At 67.2% G+C, this 15,427-nt stretch carries 12 protein-coding genes; 7 read left to right on the plus strand and 5 right to left on the minus strand.

What is annotated here, in order from left to right:
* Positions 1 to 89: 89 nt before the first annotated feature.
* The gene (locus tag BAU07_RS17615; RefSeq protein ID WP_232338156.1) at positions 90 to 1,817 is read right to left on the minus strand and encodes a glycine betaine ABC transporter substrate-binding protein; all 1,728 of its coding nucleotides are present in this window, start codon (positions 1,815 to 1,817) and stop codon (positions 90 to 92) included.
* Here BAU07_RS17615 and BAU07_RS17620 point away from each other — a divergent pair.
* On the plus strand, positions 1,802 to 2,416 hold the full coding sequence (locus BAU07_RS17620) for an LON peptidase substrate-binding domain-containing protein (protein WP_066660174.1): 615 nt from the start codon (positions 1,802 to 1,804) through the stop codon (positions 2,414 to 2,416). The genes BAU07_RS17615 and BAU07_RS17620 overlap by 16 nt on opposite strands.
* Here the strand turns inward: BAU07_RS17620 and BAU07_RS17625 are convergent.
* Positions 2,405 to 5,152, minus strand: coding sequence for an MGH1-like glycoside hydrolase domain-containing protein (locus BAU07_RS17625; protein WP_066660175.1), 2,748 nt, complete (start codon positions 5,150 to 5,152; stop codon positions 2,405 to 2,407). The two genes, BAU07_RS17620 and BAU07_RS17625, sit on opposite strands and share 12 nt — an antisense overlap.
* 32 nt (positions 5,153 to 5,184) lie before the next feature.
* Entirely contained in the window at positions 5,185 to 7,224 is a 2,040-nt protein-coding gene (locus BAU07_RS17630) for an amylo-alpha-1,6-glucosidase (RefSeq protein WP_066660177.1), read from the minus strand.
* 203 nt (positions 7,225 to 7,427) lie between these two features.
* Here BAU07_RS17630 and BAU07_RS17635 point away from each other — a divergent pair, with 203 nt between their 5' ends.
* Complete coding sequence (locus BAU07_RS17635; RefSeq protein ID WP_066660179.1) at positions 7,428 to 7,679, plus strand: hypothetical protein; 252 nt, start codon at positions 7,428 to 7,430, stop codon at positions 7,677 to 7,679.
* Between the two features lie 36 nt (positions 7,680 to 7,715).
* Here BAU07_RS17635 and otsA read toward each other — a convergent pair whose 3' ends face one another.
* Together otsA and otsB are read right to left on the minus strand one after the other, a co-directional pair.
* A complete protein-coding gene (gene otsA, locus BAU07_RS17640; RefSeq protein WP_066660182.1) occupies positions 7,716 to 9,131 on the minus strand; it encodes an alpha,alpha-trehalose-phosphate synthase (UDP-forming) in 1,416 nt (471 codons plus the stop codon).
* Positions 9,132 to 9,225: 94 nt separating this feature from the next.
* Entirely contained in the window at positions 9,226 to 9,972 is a 747-nt protein-coding gene (gene otsB / locus BAU07_RS17645) for a trehalose-phosphatase (RefSeq protein WP_066660192.1), read from the minus strand.
* 172 nt (positions 9,973 to 10,144) lie between these two features.
* Between otsB and BAU07_RS17650 the strand changes: the two genes are divergently transcribed.
* The 5 genes from BAU07_RS17650 to BAU07_RS17670 all read left to right on the plus strand — a co-directional run bounded on the left by BAU07_RS17650 (position 10,145) and on the right by BAU07_RS17670 (position 15,421).
* Positions 10,145 to 10,804, plus strand: a complete 660-nt coding sequence (locus BAU07_RS17650) for a response regulator (RefSeq protein ID WP_066660194.1) — start codon at positions 10,145 to 10,147, stop codon at positions 10,802 to 10,804.
* The gene (locus tag BAU07_RS17655; RefSeq protein WP_066660196.1) at positions 10,801 to 12,129 is read left to right on the plus strand and encodes an ATP-binding protein; all 1,329 of its coding nucleotides are present in this window, start codon (positions 10,801 to 10,803) and stop codon (positions 12,127 to 12,129) included. The genes BAU07_RS17650 and BAU07_RS17655 overlap by 4 nt, the downstream gene beginning before the upstream one ends.
* A 103-nt stretch (positions 12,130 to 12,232) precedes the next feature.
* Positions 12,233 to 13,678, plus strand: a complete 1,446-nt coding sequence (locus tag BAU07_RS17660; RefSeq protein WP_066660198.1) for a DegQ family serine endoprotease — start codon at positions 12,233 to 12,235, stop codon at positions 13,676 to 13,678.
* Positions 13,679 to 13,768: 90 nt separating this feature from the next.
* Positions 13,769 to 14,524 (plus strand): peptidoglycan DD-metalloendopeptidase family protein, encoded by a 756-nt coding sequence (locus tag BAU07_RS17665; RefSeq protein ID WP_084025843.1) that lies wholly within the window; start codon positions 13,769 to 13,771, stop codon positions 14,522 to 14,524.
* A 141-nt stretch (positions 14,525 to 14,665) separates the two neighbouring features.
* Positions 14,666 to 15,421, plus strand: a complete 756-nt coding sequence (locus BAU07_RS17670) for a hypothetical protein (RefSeq protein ID WP_066660200.1) — start codon at positions 14,666 to 14,668, stop codon at positions 15,419 to 15,421.
* Positions 15,422 to 15,427: the final 6 nt, after the last annotated feature.

Raw genomic sequence — 15,427 nt, forward strand, 5'->3', positions numbered from 1 at the left:
GTCCCGGTTCGATCTCGATACGCCGGCGCGGGCGGTGGGCCGGCATGCCGGCGCCGCCATGCATACGGGCCTGGATCGCATTCCGGGACTCAGGCGTGCGCGGGGCCGGCCTTGCCGCTGCTGCGGCGCAGCCGCCATTCGAGCAATTCGAACAGCAGTTCGCTGATCAAGGCCATGGCGGCGGCCGGCAAGGCGCCCGCCAGCAGCATCTGCCTGTCGTTCAAGGCCAGCCCCGTTACGATGCGCTCGCCGAAACCGCCGGCGCCGATGAACGCCGCGATGGTGGCCGTGCCAATCGCGATGGCGCTGGCCGTGCGCACGCCTGCCACGATCGTCGCGCGTGCGAGGGGCAATTCGACCAGCGTCATGCGCTGGGCCGCCGTCATGCCCAGCGCCGTCGCGGCCATGCGCATGCCGGGCGATACCTCGTCCAGGCCGGCGCAGGTATTGCGCATTACCGGCAACAGCGCATACAGCGTCAGCGCAGCCAGTGCCGGCACGGCGCCGATGCGACCCGTCAATGAAATCAGCACGGCCAGCATGGCCAGGGACGGCACCGTTTGCAACAGGCCCGTCATGCCCAGCACGATGGCGCGCAGGCGCCGGCGGCTGTACACGAATACCCCAGCCGGCACGGCGACGACCACCGCGATGCCGACGGCGACGGACACCAGCATCAGGTGCTGCCATGCCAGGCGGCCCAGATCGGGGCCGGTGAGCTTGCGCCAGAAGCCGTAGCTTTCGGTGTCCCCTGCGCCTGGCGTAGCGTCGGGCGCGGCCAGGCGATCGCGCGCGATCACGTCGAACGGGACGCCGTCGAGCTCCGCACGCGCATTCATCGCGATCATGGCCCGCTCGTCGATGGTGCCGGCCAGCGTGCGCATGGCGGCCCAGGCCGCGGGGAACCGCGCCGGCACATCCAGCCGGTACAGGACCACGGCGTCGTAGCGCGGGAAATAGCCCTGGTCGTCGACCAGTGTACGCAGGCCCAGCACGTCGATCTTGGCGTCGGTGGTGTAGATGTCGATCACATCCACCTGGTGTTTCTGGATCGCGTCATAGGCCAGGCCGTGATCCAGCCCGGTGGGCTTCTGCGGCAACCCATAGCGACGTGCCAGTCCGCCCCATCCATCGGCGCGGCCGATGAATTCGCTGGACAAGCCCAGCCGCAGTTCCGGATGGCGCGACAGGTCGCTGAGCGTGCGTATGCCGAGCCGGTCGGCGTCGCTCGCCCGCATGGCCAGCGCATACCCGTCGTTGAACCCGAAGGGAATATCCACCCCCAGCCCCAGCGCCGCCAAGGGCGCGCGCATCTGCTCCAGCGACATCGGGTTGGGACTCTTGAGTATTTCCAGCGCGATGGTCCCCACGTATTCCGGGTACAGGTCGATGCTGCCCGCACGCAGCGCCTGGTAGACGATGGCGGTATTGCCGAGCCCTTGCAGGACGATGGGTGCGCGCCCGGTCTGGCGGAGGGTCTGCTGCGCCAGGAGCTGCGCCAGGATGTACGACTCGGTGAAACGCTTGGAGCCGATGCGCGGCACCGGGGCGCCGGCGCCATCCGGGGAGGCCGCGGATGGAAGGGTGGGCGATGTGCCGGCGTCCGCGGCGGCGGCGCCAACAGGCCATAGCCATAAGGCGGCCACCACGGCGAGCAGGAACCGCGCGAGCAGGCGGACAGCGGTGGGCGCGCACGCCGGCAGGGGCGCCACAAACGGCAGGACGGGCGGGATCATCCGGGTAGGCGGGCGTATGAGCGCGGCATGGATAACGGGAAACGGCAATTGTGCCATCATGCCGCATGGCGACGATTCCATTGTTCCCCCTTGGCAACGCCCTATTCCCGGATGGCGTCATGCATTTGCGCGTGTTCGAGATCCGTTATCTGGACATGATCGCCAAATGCGTCGCCGAAGGATCGTCTTTCGGAATCGTGCCCTTGCTGGCCGGCCGCGAGGTCCGCACACCGGAAGGCAAGGAAACGCTGGCTGGCGCGGGCACGTTGGCGGGCATCGTGGAATCTGTGAGCCCGATGCCGGGCCTGCTGCAGGTTGTGTGTGCCGGCACCAGCCGCTTCCGCCTGTTGTCCGCCAGCCAGGGCAAGTTCGGCTTGTGGACGGGCGAGATCGAGCTTCTGGACGATGACCCCGTGCACGAGATCCCTCCGCCATTGCAGCGCAGCGCCAACGCACTGGGCGCCGTGATCGCGGACCTGCAACGCCGCGCCACGCCGCCTGCCCTCATGCCCCTGGCGCCGCCGTTCCGGCTGGATGAGTCCGGCTGGGTGGCCAACCGCTGGGGCGAGATCCTGCCGATCGCCATGCAGGTCAAGCAGGAACTGCTGCTGGTGGTCGACCCTACCGAGCGCCTGGCGCGCGTCCAGGTCCTGCTGCAGGAACGGGACTTACTGCCGTGAGTCCGCCTCCAGCGGAACAGCGTCGGCCTCGCCCACCGGCATCCCGGCGCTGACATCGGGCACATGCCCGCTGGCTTCGCGCCGGCGCGGCTGCAGCAACAAGGCGACCAGGGCGGTCCACCCCGTCTGGTGCGACGCGCCCAGGCCCCGGCCGGTGTCGCCGTGGAAGAACTCGTGGAACAGCACCATGTCGCGTGAGGCGGGATCAGTCTGCAACAGCGGATAACCGGCCATGGACGGGCGTTCTCCCTGCCCGTCCTTCAGGAACAGCGTGGTCACGCGCCGCGCCAGCGCATCGGCGATCTCGCGCAGCGAATGGCGCCGGCCCGAGCCGGTCGGGTATTCAACCCTGAACTCCTCGCCGTAATAGCGGTGGAACTCGTACATCGCCTCGATCAGCATGTAGTTCACCGGCAGCCACACCGGTCCGCGCCAGTTGGAATTACCGCCGAATACGCGCGAATCCGATTCGCCCGGCTGGTAACGGATACCGAAGCTCTGGCCGTTGTGCCGCAGTTCGAACGGATGCTCGCGATGGGCCTGCGACAGGCCGCGCACCCCGTACGGAGACAGGAATTCCGATTCGTCCAGTGCGCGCCGCAGCAGCGCCTTGACGCGATGTCCGCGCAGCAGCGACAGCAGCGCGGAATTGCCCTTGCCCGGTTCCGTCCAGCGCGAAACCAGCTTGGCCAGGTCGGGACGATGGCGCAGGAACCAGCGCAGGCGTTCCTTGAAGCCGGGCAGACGGCCATGTACCCGTTCCTCCAGCACTTGAACGGCGAACAGGGGAATCAGGCCCACGATGGAGCGGACGCGCATCGGCAGCGCCGGCTGGCCCGGCAGGTGCAGCGAGTCGTAGAAAAACTCATCGTCTTCGTCCCACAGGCCGGTTTCGCATTCGTCGCCGCTGTTGACGGCCTCGGCGATGTACAGGAAGTGCTCGAAGAACTTGACCGCGATATCGACGAAGGTCTTGTTCACCGTGGCCAGTTCCAGCGCGATGCGCATCATGTCCAGCGCATAGGCGGCCATCCAGGCGGTGCCATCCGCCTGGTCGATGTGCCCGCCGGTGGGCAGTGGCGCGGAGCGGTCGAAAATACCGATATTGTCCAGGCCCAGGAAACCGCCCTGGAAGATATTGCGTCCGTCGGCGTCGCGCCGGTTCACCCACCAGCCGAAGTTCAACAGCAGCTTGTGGAAGATCAGTTCCAGGAAGTCGTGGTCCGGCACGCCGTTCCAGGCGCGGTCGATTTCGTAGACGCGCCATGTCGCCCACGCATGCACGGGCGGGTTGCCGTCGCCGAATGCCCACTCATAGGCCGGCAGTTGTCCGTTCGGATGCTGGTAGCGGTCCTTCACCAGCAGCAGGAGCTGATTCTTGGCGAAGGCGGGATCGACCAGGGCCAGGGCCACCGCCTGGAAGGCGAGGTCCCATGAGGCATACCAGGGATACTCCCATTTATCCGGCATGGAAATGATTTCGGCATTGCACAGGTGGCGCCACTCCGCGTTGCGGCCTCGACGGCGGCGCGCCGCAGGCGCCGGTTGCGCGGCATCACCGTCCAGCCACCGCGTCACGTCGAATTCGTAATACTGCTTGGACCACAACAGCCCCGCCAGCGCCTGCCGTTGCACCAGCCGCGCGTCCGCATCTTCGATGTCCTGCTGCAGGCAGGCATAGAAGGCATCGGCCTCGGCGCGCCGCAGCGCGATCACGGCGTCCATATCGACCGCTGCGGCATCGCGCCGCGCCTCGGGCTGCAGGCGGAAATACACTGCGGTGCGACCGCGCGGCGGCAGATGCAGTACGGTATGTGCCGCGACGCGCGTACCGGCATCGCGCCGTACCGCGTCGGCGGCCCCATGCACGACGTAATCGTTGATGCCGTCCTTGAACGGGCCCGGCCCCTCATTGCCGAACAGCCGGCGCACATTGGTTTCGTTTTCGCAGAACAGCCACTGCACCGTGCCGGGCGCGCGGGCCGAGGCCACCATGGGTTCGTAGGCGGGATGCTGAGCCAGTACCGCCATGCCGGCGCGGTCGGGCACCAATTCGAGCGAAGGCTTGGCCGATACGCCATCCCACGACCACGTATTGCGTGCCCACAGCTGGGGCAACACGTGCAGCGTCGCATCTTCCGCGCTGGGGTTTTCGACGGTCACGCGCATGACGATATCGTCGGGCGCGTGCTTGGCATACTCCACCGTGACATCGAAATAGCGCTGGTCGTCGAACACGCCCGTATCCAGGATCTCGTATTCCGGCTGGTCGGGGCCGCGCGCCGCGTTCTCCGCCACCAGATCCGCATAGGGAAACGCGGACATCGGATACCGGTACATCATCCGCATATAGGAATGCGTGGGTGTGGCGTCAAGGTAGAAGTAAAGCTCCTTGACGTCCTCGCCATGATTGCCCTCGGCGTTGGTCAGGCCGAACAGGCGCTCCTTGATGATGGGATCGCGGCCGTTCCACAAGGCCACCGACATGCACCACCGCAGGCGATCGTCGCCAAAGCCGGCGATACCGTCTTCGCCCCAGCGATAGGCGCGGCTGCGCGCGTGATCGTGCGGGAAGTAATCCCACGCCGTGCCGTTATCGCTGTAGTCCTCCCGCACGGTGCCCCATTGGCGTTCGCTCAGGTAGGGCCCCCAGCGCCGCCACGGCGCGGTGTCGGCCTCGCGCAGCCGCTGGCCCTCGGCGGTCTGGGACAATGGGGTGGCTTGCTCCGGCGGCATGGCGCGTCCTTGCAGGAAGGAAAACCGTGAATTTACTCCGCTCCGGCGGCGGCGCCCTCAAGTTCATCGAGCATGGCCTGCATACGCAGGCATTCACCCACCGACCAGGCCTGGAACGGCGTACCGCCGCAACGGTGCGGCGCATCGCCGTCGACCACCTCTGAAACGTGGTCCAGGCCGGCCTGGTCCAGATGCCGCAGCAGCGGCGCCAGAAAGCGCTCGCGCGCCCGAGCCAACGCGGTGGCATCCAGGTTGCCCTCCTTGCGCCGCACGCGCAACCACGCCTGCAGGAAGGAGCCCAGCAGCCACGGCCAGGCGGTGCCCTGGTGATATGCCGCATCCCGTTCGAGAGGTCCGCCGCGGTAGTGCCCGATATACCCGGGATCGCCCGGCGCCAGCGTGCGCAAGCCCAGGGGCGTCCAGAGCTCTCGCTCGACCTGCGCCAGGACGGCGCGCGCCAAGGGGCCGGCCAGCACGGCGTGCGGCAGCCCCCCCACGGCGAAGATCTGGTTGGGCCGGATGCTGCCGTCAGCGCGGCCGGGCTCATGGTCCGCGTCGACCACGTCGTAGAGGCCGCTGCCGTCGGGCTTGGGAAAGCGCTGGAGGAAGGCCGCGGTGGCGCGCTGCTCCAACGCTCGCCAGCCGCTGTTCCATGCCTGGCCGATACGCAAGGCGTTGATCCACAGCGCCTGCACCTCCACCGGCTTGCCGATGCGCGGGGTCACCACCCAATCGCCCACCTTGGCATCCATCCAGGTCAACTGCAGGCCCGGGCATCCCGCGCTCAGCAGGCCGTCGGCATCGGCCCGTATGCCATGGCGCGTGCCCGCGGCATAGCCCGCCAGAATGGCATCGCAGGCGTCCTGCAGGCGCGCGCTGTCCTCCGGGCCGGCATGCCCGGTGGCCAGGTACTCGTGCGCCGATACGATGAACCACAGCGCGGAATCCACGGCGTTGTACGCCGGCGCGCCGCCGTCGTCCGGAAAGCGGTTCGGCAGCATGCCCTCGGACAGATATGGCACCCACGCCAGCAGGATATCGCGCGCTTCCTTCAGCCGGCCCGTCGCCAGCAACAGGCCGCGCAGCGCGATGAAGGTATCGCGGCCCCAGTCCGTGAACCAGGGGAAGCCGGCCAGCAAGGTCAGCCCTTTATCGCGCGAGACGACATAAGCGTCTGCCGACCGATGGAGCCGACTGGCAAAGGCCGCACGCCGAGCCGCTTCCGCCGCCATGCGGCGGGTCGCCAACAACAGCGCGTCTTCAGCCGGTGCGGTATCGGGGCCGGCCTGCCCGCCCTTGTCGAGCGCGGCGGACGCACGCCTCCCGTCCTCCGCGTGGAGCACCATGACGGCGGGCGCGGCAGCAAGGTCGAAGGCGAACACGCCCGGCGTCGCCAGGTCCTCGATATCGTCGAGCCCGCGCTCGCGTTCGCGCACATAGCAGAAGTTGCGATACCAGTCCGGTTCCTGGGTATAGCGTCCATTGGTGCGTGCCACGATTGCCGGCAGCCCCCCATAAGGGCGCCAGCGGACCTGCTGTCCGTCTACCTGCGCGTTGAAATCGAAGACATTGTTTTCGCGATGCAAGGCGTGATAGTCCCGTCCCGACAACAGCGGGCGCACCCGCAGCGTCAGGCCTGCCTGCACGGCGGCCGCCCCTGGACCCGGCTCCAGCTCCCAGCGCAGCACCGTTTCGGCGGTATCCTTGGCGACGACACATGCCATGCGCACGACCCGGCCGTCGTCCAGCGCCAGCCGCCACGTCGGCCAGGGGTGGAGATCGAAAGACACGCAACGCGCCGCGTCGGCGGGAACGATGAGGTCGGGCGCGTAGCACTGGCGGGTCAGGGCCTGCCGCCGTCCCGCTGTCTCGATCCAGGCCTCGACCCCGTTCACCAGCACCACTCGTCCGGCGGGGGGTTGGGTGGCACAAAGCAGCAAGGCGTTATAGCGGCGGGTCCGCAGTCCACTGGCCGTGCCGGAGGCGAAACCGCCCTGGCCATCGGCCTCCAGCCACTCGTTCCAGGCGACCGGGACGTCGCGGGCCCCGCCGGCATCCAGGGCGGCCGTCATGCCGCAGGCCCCGTCGGTACGCTCACCTCGCTGCAATGCACCATTGCGGTGTTTTTCCTGGCCCACGTGCACCGCGAAAAAGCAATTCGACGCTTATTTGCAACCGGATTCCAGCACCCGCCAGAATAATGTTGCGGCGCGTCAAAACCAGTGCCTATCATGGTCGCATCCCCCTTCGTTTTGCCTTTGACAGGAGTCGCACCATGGGTCCCCGCCGCCTGGCTGCCATCGCTACGCTTTCCCATCCGAACGGTGTCGCGCTCAAGCAGCGCGCCCGTACGACCGCGCGCTTTGCGCACCGCCGCGTGGCCGCGCCGGCCGCCGCTTTCCTGTACCACTCCGTGGAAGGCCTGTTCGATTTCATCGATGAATTCGCCGATTCGGTGCAAGAAGTGCGCAAGGCCATGGCGCGTGCGCGCCTGGAACGCTACACCATTTCGGCGCATCGGCGTTAAAGAAGTCGCTGGCGGAGGCGCCGTCAAGTCGACAAGTCAGGCCGCCACGTCAGGGCGCACTTCAGGGGCCATCGCGTCGCCTTGCAGATCGTTCAGGAAACGATCGCGCCAGCGCGACAGGTTGTTGTCGTTCAAGCGCGCCAACATGACGCGATAGCGGGCCAGCCGTTCCGGCAGGGGCATGGTCAGCGCCCGGTCCAGCGTTTCGGCCATGCCGTCCGGGTCGTAGGGATTGACCAGCAACGCGCCGTCCCCGAGTTCTTCGGCCGCCCCGGCGAATTCCGACAGCACCAGCACGCCGGGATCGTGGGGCGGTTGTGCCGCGACATATTCCTTGGCGACCAGGTTCATGCCATCGCGCAGCGGCGTCACATACCCCACCTGCGAGGCGCGGAACAGGGACATCAGCATGGAGCGGTCGTACGACTTGTTGATGTAGCGCAGCGGCGTCCAGGACAGGTCGGACCAGCGGCCATTGATGCGGCCCGCCGCGCTTTCCAGCTGGCGGCGGATCTGCCGGTACTGCTCCACATCGGAACGCGAAGGCGGCGCGATCTGCACGAACGTCACCTGCCCGCGGTGCGCGGGCGTCATTTCCAGCAGGCGCTCGAAGGCAGTGAAGCGCTCGACCAGGCCCTTGCTGTAGTCCAGGCGGTCCACACTGACCATCAGGCGCCGTTGCTGCAAGCCCTGCTTGAGGTTGGTGATCTGGCGCGAGCGGCTGTGCTTGAGCGACAGTTGCTGGATTTCATCGGGATAGATGCCGATGGGGTACACCCCGACGCCGATACGATGCCCCGCCAGTTCCACTTGCCGGTCCCCCCGCCGCGCGGCGCCCAGGCGGCGGCACACATAGTCCATGAAGGCGCGGCGGTCCGCATCGGTCTGGAAACCCACCAGGTCATAGGCGCACATGGCTTCCATCAATTCCCGATGCGGCGGCACGGTCGCCATCACGGAGTCGGCGGGAAAAGGAATGTGCAGGAAGAAGCCGATGCGATTTTCGATGCCCGCCTCGCGGCAGGCGCGCGCGAAAGGCAGCAGGTGGTAATCGTGTATCCACAGGCGGTCATCCGGGCGCAGCAGCGGCTTGAGGCGCGCGACCAGCCAGTGGTTGACGCGGCAGTAGCCGGCATACTCGCGCCGGTCGTAGCGGCTCAGGTCTGGCCGGTAATGAAAGATCGGCCATAGCGTGCCGTTGGAAAAACCGCGGTAATACTGGTCGTAGTCGGTGCGGGACAGGGCGACCGTGGCATAGGTGATGTTGTCGCGCGTTTCGCTGTGGATTTCTTCCGGCGAGATGGAACCATCGACGATGTCGCCGCTCCATCCGAACCAGACGCCACCCGTTTGCTTCAGCGCGTCGAATACGCCTACGGCCAGTCCGCCTGCGGTGGGCTTGCCTTCCGCAATCGGGGCGACGCGGTTCGACACAACGATGAGTCTGCTCATGGCCGACCTCCTTGGTTTTGGTTTTGTTTCACGCGCATCCCGGCGATTGCCAAGGCAATCCGGCGGCCCCTTTCCGCCTCGGTCACGCGCACGCTCATAAAAGCGCCAGCCAGCTGGCCAATGCGGCGGGCGTGGGCAGCCGGAAGTCCGCGGCGGTGTCGCCTTCTCCTATCTTGATCGTGACGCCCCCGAGCGCCTTGACGGCCTGGAAGCCGGCCTCGTCCGTCAGGTCATCCCCGGCGAACAAGGGCACACGTCCGGCAAAAGGCGCCAATCCCATCAGCCGGTTGATGGCCGCTGCCTTGCTCGCCTGGCGCGGCTTTATTTCCACGACCATCTTCCCTGGCTGCAGCACGAAACGGTCGGCATGGGACTGGACTGCCGATTCGGCCGCAATGCGTACATCGTGTTCGTGGTCCGGCGCGTTCCGATAGTGCAGCGCCAACGACAGCCCTTTGTGTTCCAGTTGCAGTCCCGGCCACCGTTCCACCATGGGACTCAGGCTTTGCACCATGGATGCCACCGCGCCGGTGTCGACCGGCAGTTCATGTATCTTGCCGTCCGGCTCGCGCCACTGCGCGCCATGCAGGCCCGCGCCGCACAGGACCAGCGGGTGGACCAGGCTGTCGATCTGCGCCAGGGGACGCCCCGATACGATCGCCAGCGCGCCGCCGGCGCGCTTATGCAGTCGCCCCAGGACCTGCAACGTCTCGGCGGGCACGTGCGCCTGCTGCGGCGTCGCGGCGATGGGCGCCAGCGTTCCGTCCAGGTCGAACAACAATGCATGCTTGTCCAGGTTTTCCGTTGTGACGGGTATGGAAGTGCGATCCACGCTATTCATCTCTCGCCTGCTCGTTCGCAGGATATGACCGTAACGTTATAGCGCACGGGTGTAACGAAAAGCCGCTTCGGGACGTTACAAAACGAGAACAGACCCCTTATGCGATCCTACGCACCGGAACTTAGGACCCCGGCCAGGCTCCAACGCCATGGGTCGCGGAAGGAGGAATCGCATGCGTATTCTTTTGGTGGAAGACGACAGGATGATCGGCGAGAGCGTGTTCGACGGCCTGCGCGCCGAAAACTACGCGGTGGATTGGGAAAAGCATGCCAAGGGCGCCGACCTGGCGCTGCGCACGGGCCCGTATGATCTCGTCCTGCTCGACCTTGGACTGCCGGATGGCGACGGACTGCAATTGCTGCGCGACCTGCGCACGCGCCGCAACCGTACCCCGGTACTGATCGCGACCGCGCGCGATGCCGTTGCCGACCGCATTGCCGGACTCGACGCCGGCGCGGACGACTACGTCATCAAACCTTACGACATGCACGAACTATTGGCGCGCATGCGCGCGCTGATCCGGCGCAGCGCCGGGCGCGCCGAGCCGGTGTTCGAGCATGCCGGCGTCAGCATCGACCCGCATGACCGTTCCGCCCGCGTGAACGGCGAACCCGTGACCCTCACGGCGCGCGAGTGGGCGGTACTCGAACCGCTGATCGCGCGTCCCGGCATGATTCTTTCGCGGGCGCAATTGGAAGAAAAACTGTACAGCTGGCAGGAAGAAATCAGCAGCAACGCCGTCGAGGTCTATATTCACGGGTTACGCAAAAAACTCGGCCAGCGCTTTATCCAGAACGTGCGTGGGGTCGGCTACGTCATTCCCAAGACATGAATATTCCGTTCGGCGCTTCCCTGCGTGCGCGGCTGATCTTCTTCCTGTTCGCGTCCATCCTGCTGGCGGCGCTGGTACAAGGCATCGTCGCTTACCGCAGCACGCTGCAGCAGACGGACGAAATCTTCGACACGCAATTGCAACGCACGGCCGCGTCGCTGACCACCGGCGACGGATTGCTGAGCGCCGTGCCGTCGGCCGGCCCCAACCAGGCGCCCGCGGACGACCTGATCATCCAGATCTGGACGGCCGACGGGGCACGGCTGTTCAAGTCCGCATCGGGCAAGCTCTTGCCCGACCCCGTCGTGCTCGGCTTTTCCACGGTGAAGGTCGACACGTCGACTTATCGCGTCTATGCCCTGGCCACTCCCTTCCAGGTGACGCAGGTGGCGCAGGATGTCAGCGTTCGGCAGGAGACTGCGCGGGCGCTGGCGCTACGCAGCGTGGGGCCGATCGCCGCCGCGGCGCCCTTGCTGATGCTGGTCGTGTGGTGGGTGGTCAGCGCGTCGCTGCGCCCCGTGGAACGCATCCGCGCCGAACTCGCGGCGCGCCAGCCCGAGGCGCTTTCCCCCGTGGCCGAATCCGGCCTGCCCGACGAAATCCGCCCGCTGGTCGAGGAACTCAACCTGCTGCTGGAGCGGACGCGCGAGGCCTTCGCCGCGCAAAAACGTTTCGTCGGCGACGCCGCGCATGAACTGCGCTCGCCGCTGGCCGCGCTGCGCCTGCAATTGCAGGCCTTGCAGCGGCCCAGCGACGAGGCGGGCCACCGTATCGCCGTGGAGCGGCTCGCTGCCGGCATCGAACGGGCCTCGCGGCTCATCGAGCAGTTGCTGTCCATGGCGCGCCACGACGCGGCCGCCACGCAGGCGCCGCCCCAGCGGGTGGAACTGGTGCAATTGATGCGTCAGGCCATCTCGGACATATTGCCCGAAGCCAACGCCAAATCGATGGACATCGGCATGGAGGGCGCTACGCAGGCCTGGGTGCGCGCCGATCCGGACGCGCTATCGCTGCTGGCGCGCAACCTGCTGGACAACGCCGTGAAATACGCGCCCGCACACGGCCGCATCGACGTGGCCATCGAAACGCATGGCCACAGCGTCACGCTGATCGTCGACGACAACGGCCCCGGCATTCCGCCCGCGGAACGGCAGCGGGTCTTCGATCGCTTCTACCGGGCCCAGAACCACGACGCCGTGGGCAGCGGCCTGGGCTTGTCCATCGTCCAGGCCGTGGCGCGCCGCCATGGCGCCACGGTGGCGCTGGAAGACGCGCCCACGCTGGGCGGGCTGCGCGTGCGCGTGGCGTTTCCCGAGGAGGCTTGAGGGCCGCCGTACCGGCGAGCGCAGATAAATGCGGGTCTTAAGTTTCGCCTAAGGGTCCGGCCGCAATATGGCGCCGTGTTCAAACCGCCTGTCGAGGACCCTGATGAAGAATACCGCCTTATCCCCTACCCGCCTGACCATGGCCCTGCTGGCCGCCGGCGCGATCGGCGGCGCCGCCGCCACGGCCGCCATCGATACGAGCCATGCGCAGAGCGCGCCCGCCCCGACCCTGATCCAGCAGGCGCAGCCGGGCGTCGGTGCCGCCGTGCTGCCGAGCTTCGCGCAGATCACGCGCCAATACGGCCCCGCCGTCGTGAACATCAGCGTGACGGGGACCAAGAAGGTGTCGCTGTCCGACGAAGACCCCTTCGCGCAATTCTTCGGCATCCCCGGCCAGATGGCGCCGGGGCAGATGCGCGAGGTGCCCACCCGCGGCGAAGGATCGGGCTTCATCGTGAGCCCGGACGGCATCATCCTGACCAATGCCCACGTCGTCCAGGGCGCCAAGGAAGTCACCGTCAAGCTGACCGACCGCCGCGAGTACCGCGCCAAAGTGCTGGGCAGCGACCCCATGACGGACGTCGCCGTCATCAAGATCAACGCCTCCAACCTGCCCGTCGTGCGCATGGGCGACGTGAACGCCTTGCAGGTGGGGGACTGGGTGCTGGCCATCGGTTCGCCCTACGGGCTGGAGAACACCGCCACGGCGGGCATCGTCAGCGCGAAGGGCCGCTCCCTGCCGGACGATACGTCGGTGCCTTTCATCCAGACCGATGTCGCCGTCAATCCCGGCAATTCGGGCGGGCCGCTGTTCAATGCCCGTGGTGAAGTGGTCGGCATCAATTCGCAGATCTATACCCGCACGGGCGGCTACCAGGGCTTGTCGTTCGCCATCCCCATCGACGTGGCAAACAAGATCAAGGATGAAATCGTGGCCCATGGCAAGGTGACCCATGCCATGCTGGGCGTCACCGCGCAGGAAGTGAACCAGGACCTGGCCAATTCGTTCAAGCTCGATAGCCCGACCGGCGCGCTGATCGCCAGCGTCCAGAAAGGCAGCGCGGCCGATAAGGCGGGCCTCAAATCCGGCGACGTGATCCGCGCCATCGACGGCCGCCCCATCATCTCTTCGGGCGATTTGTCCTCGGTCATCAGCCTGGCTTCGCCGGGGCAGCGGGTGAAGCTGGATGTGTGGCGCGACGGCAAGCCGGAGCAGTTGACGGCCACGCTGGGCACCTACGGCAAGCAGGAAACCCTCGCATCCGACGACAGCCCGGGCCAGCAGCATCCGCGACTCGGCCTGGCACTGCGGCCGCTGACGCCGGATGAGCAGGCGCAGGCCGGCACGCCGGGCTTGCTGGTCCAGCAGGCCGAGGGTCCCGCAGCCAAGGCAGGCATCCAGGCGGGCGACGTCATCCTGTCCGTCAATGGCGTCCCGACCCGCACGGTGGGCGAAGTCCGCAGCGCCATCGCCAAAGCCGGCAAGACCGCGGCCCTGCTGGTCCAGCGCGGCGGCGACAAGATCTTCGTGCCGGTGGAGATGGGCTGAACCACGGCGAAGCGCGGCGTTTCTTGGTACCCTTCGCGGGGACGCCATCAAGGCGTCCCCCGCACTCCACCCTGAAACCCGCTTTTGCCAGTGCCAGTACCCGCGACTTCCGAAGCCTCCACGTCCTTTGCCGGCCATGGCCGGATTCTTCCGCACCGGCGCCTCAGGCGCCTCGCCTGCGGCGCCGTCCTGGCATGCCTGCTGGCGGCGTGTGCCGCGCCCCGGGTCGGACCCGGTTACTACCGCGTCAAGTCCGGCGATACGCTGACCCGTATCGCGCGCGACCACAACGAGAGCGTGAGCAATCTGATGCGGTGGAACAACCTGGACAGCGCCAACCATATCGACGCCGGACAGGTGCTGCGCGTGGAGCCGCCGGAAGGCAGCGCCAAGGCAACGCCCCGGCCCCCGGCCCGTTCCGGCGCAAAGTCGGAGCCGGACAAGGGGGCGGCCGCCGCTGCCGCCGACAAAACGCCGCTGCGCGGCATCGCGCTGATCTGGCCGGCGCAAGGCTCCGTGGCGCAGCGCTTCGGCGCATCGTCGCACGGGCTGCGTATCGTGAACGCCCCCGGCACACCCGTGATCGCCGCCGCGGCGGGGACCGTCGCCTATGCCAGCAATGGCCTGCGCGGCTATGGCAACCTGGTCATCATCCGCCATTCGTCCGACTTCCTGACGATCTACGCGCATAACCGCACCTTGGTCGTCAAGCAGGGGCAGCGCGTGACGCAAGGCCAGAAAATCGCCGAAATGGGCAATTCGGACAGCAAGCGAGTGGAGCTGTATTTCGAACTGCGCCAGGGCGGCAAGCCGGTGGACCCGGCGCGTGCCCTTCCGCCGCGCTAGCCGCGGCGCATCTGCCCTTTTGCTGCATAAGCCGGAAGACCAGGCAACCGTCCTCTAGACCCACTTGTGCAACAGGGTGGCGGGGCGGATATGCTACCTTGCACGCCTTCGCATTGCCCCGCTCGGATTCCCCACGCTTACATGGCCCTGGTTCTGGCTCGTTTTCTCTACGGTTTTTCTTTGTCCCTGATGGTGGTGGCGGTGCTCGTCGTCGCCACGCTTCTATGCGTGCGCTTGGTGGGCATCGCCGTCGTCGCGTTCGAAGAGGAGCGCAAGGGCGATATCGCGGGCGCGGCATGCGTGGCGGCCATCGTCGTGGCCGCCCTGGCAGCCATGCTATGGCTGGGCCATCGTTTGTACGACGGGCTGGGGGCTTCCGCCCTCGTCGGCGGTACCGCCCACTGGCTGGCCGGTGGCAATACCCTGTCGCCGGCGGCGATCTTCGGCGCCCTGGCGGGCTTTGGCGTGCTGGCCGGCCTGGTGGGACGGCTTACCCGTCCCCCGTCCGATCCGGCGGAGGCAAAATCGAAAGCGGCCGACAAGGCGCAGGTAAAAGCGGCTAAGGCAAAAGCCGACAAAGCTACAGCGGCGGCGGCCCGCAAAGCCGGCGCCGCGGCCCCGGCGCGCAAGGCGGCCCCGTCCATGCGAGGAAGCCGCATCCCGGAATTGGGCTGGATAGCGCTGTTCCTGCTGCTGCTGGGCGGCGCGGTCTTTGCCTTCGCCTATGGCGTCGACCCCCTGTGGCTGCCCACCGGGGTAAGCTCCACGGCGGCGAGGCACTACCAGGACATGGCGGCGCGCGCGCGCCCGGTATACCTGGCCGCGGGCACCCTGCTGATGGCCGGCGGCGTGCTGGCGGTGATCTGGTGGTTCTGGCGCCGCAAGCCGGAAGACTGATAACGA

It is taken from the genome of Bordetella flabilis, from assembly GCF_001676725.1.
Lineage (GTDB): Bacteria > Pseudomonadota > Gammaproteobacteria > Burkholderiales > Burkholderiaceae_B > Bordetella_C > Bordetella_C flabilis.

Coding starts and splice junctions, on each gene's coding strand:
- BAU07_RS17620 (WP_066660174.1), top strand. CDS start 1,802: ATGGCGACGATTCCATTGTTCCCCCTTGGCAACGCCCTATTCCCGGAT.
- BAU07_RS17615 (WP_232338156.1), bottom strand. CDS start 1,817: ATGGAATCGTCGCCATGCGGCATGATGGCACAATTGCCGTTTCCCGTT.
- BAU07_RS17625 (WP_066660175.1), bottom strand. CDS start 5,152: ATGCCGCCGGAGCAAGCCACCCCATTGTCCCAGACCGCCGAGGGCCAG.
- BAU07_RS17630 (WP_066660177.1), bottom strand. CDS start 7,224: ATGACGGCCGCCCTGGATGCCGGCGGGGCCCGCGACGTCCCGGTCGCC.
- BAU07_RS17635 (WP_066660179.1), top strand. CDS start 7,428: ATGGGTCCCCGCCGCCTGGCTGCCATCGCTACGCTTTCCCATCCGAAC.
- otsA (WP_066660182.1), bottom strand. CDS start 9,131: ATGAGCAGACTCATCGTTGTGTCGAACCGCGTCGCCCCGATTGCGGAA.
- otsB (WP_066660192.1), bottom strand. CDS start 9,972: ATGAATAGCGTGGATCGCACTTCCATACCCGTCACAACGGAAAACCTG.
- BAU07_RS17650 (WP_066660194.1), top strand. CDS start 10,145: ATGCGTATTCTTTTGGTGGAAGACGACAGGATGATCGGCGAGAGCGTG.
- BAU07_RS17655 (WP_066660196.1), top strand. CDS start 10,801: ATGAATATTCCGTTCGGCGCTTCCCTGCGTGCGCGGCTGATCTTCTTC.
- BAU07_RS17660 (WP_066660198.1), top strand. CDS start 12,233: ATGAAGAATACCGCCTTATCCCCTACCCGCCTGACCATGGCCCTGCTG.
- BAU07_RS17670 (WP_066660200.1), top strand. CDS start 14,666: ATGGCCCTGGTTCTGGCTCGTTTTCTCTACGGTTTTTCTTTGTCCCTG.